The organism is Acidisoma sp. S159 (assembly GCF_009766125.1).
Taxonomy (GTDB): domain Bacteria; phylum Pseudomonadota; class Alphaproteobacteria; order Acetobacterales; family Acetobacteraceae; genus Acidisoma.
The window spans coordinates 10,504-11,740 of sequence record NZ_LMUG01000054.1; the positions used below are offsets into that span (position 1 = coordinate 10,504).

Below are 1,237 nucleotides of genomic sequence, written 5' to 3' on the forward strand. Positions count from 1 at the left end.
CACTGCCGGACACGCCAAGGACGACCACCCCTGTACAGATGCCCAAGAGCCCTGCTTTACCCAATTTAGCCGCTCAGCATTTTTGAACCTCCTCCCGCCAGCTTGACCAACCAAAGACGCCGCAGTCGAGGTCGTCAGGTTCCCCTTTCGAATGTTACGACCATTCAAAGGGGCATCGCAGCATCATTGTCCTCCGTCATTATGCTGTTGTTACTCGGCCAGTAGAAAAGGCTATTAGGTAGTACTAAACCACCCCCTTCGGATACCTAAAGGTATATCTTGAAGGTATCCCGACCTAGCCAAATCTCTCGACGTCTGGGCCGTAAAGCCCTACACGCGGAGGGCGGACATGGTTGATCGGGAACATATCCGCCTGTTTATTTCCGAGTATCTCGCTCTCCAGATAGAGAAACTCCCCGATGACGCCAGCCTTTCCTCCGATCTCAATCTCGACAGCTTCAAGTTGATTATCCTCCATATGGCTTTGGAGGAAGAGTGTGGCGTTGAGGTTGAAGCCGACGAGAACATGTCGACCGTCGGGGAAATGATAGACTCGATGCTGGCGGCGCAGACTGCAAAGCCCCAAGCGTCGTTACGGATTGTTCCAAAAGCATCGGGCACTTGATGTGCGATAGCGTACGGGATTCTAGTTCAGAAGAGGGCAATAATTCCGTTTCGCAGTGTGATAAAGTCGCCTCAGCAAATAGATACGAGGTTCTTCTGGAACTTTCGAGAAATTCACCGGCAGCCGGTCAACGACGCGCATGTTGCGGAACTACCACGTTGCTTTTGTCGCATCCATTTTGGTGTCTGGGCTCGCCGTTCCTTGCGGAGACGGGCTTTCGCTTGGGTATTGGATCGATCCGACGGATGGAGCCGGTGCCACCCTCCAGCACGTCAATCGGGGACGTGGTCGTTGTGGACGGGGAGGCATATCAGTGCGCCCGCCGTGACTGGACGAAGCTTGAGGGCCTCAAGCCACCCTCCTGAGCGGGATTAACTTGCGAAATACCGGCCCGCCGCGCAAATTGATCTGCCAGAAAAACCGCCATTGAAGCGGTTAAAGCCCGGGGGACAAACGCAATGTTTGCATCGATCCGCATTTACGACAGCGTCAGCGATGTTTCTAAAGTTGCCCAAGGCGTGGAAAAGCTGGTTATCCCGATCCTAAAAGGGCAGGAAGGGTTCATCTCCTACAACCTCGTCGCCGCCGGCATTGATTCGGTTATCTCAATCA

1 protein-coding gene is annotated in these 1,237 nt (G+C 53.8%); it reads left to right on the plus strand.

Going from position 1 to position 1,237, the window contains the following annotated elements:
* The first annotated feature begins 349 nt into the window (after window positions 1-349).
* Window positions 350-625 carry an acyl carrier protein gene (locus GSQ92_RS16350; RefSeq protein ID WP_158804955.1) on the plus strand — a complete coding sequence of 92 codons (276 nt, stop codon included), beginning with the start codon at window positions 350-352 and terminating at the stop codon, window positions 623-625.
* Window positions 626-1,237 lie beyond the last annotated feature (612 nt).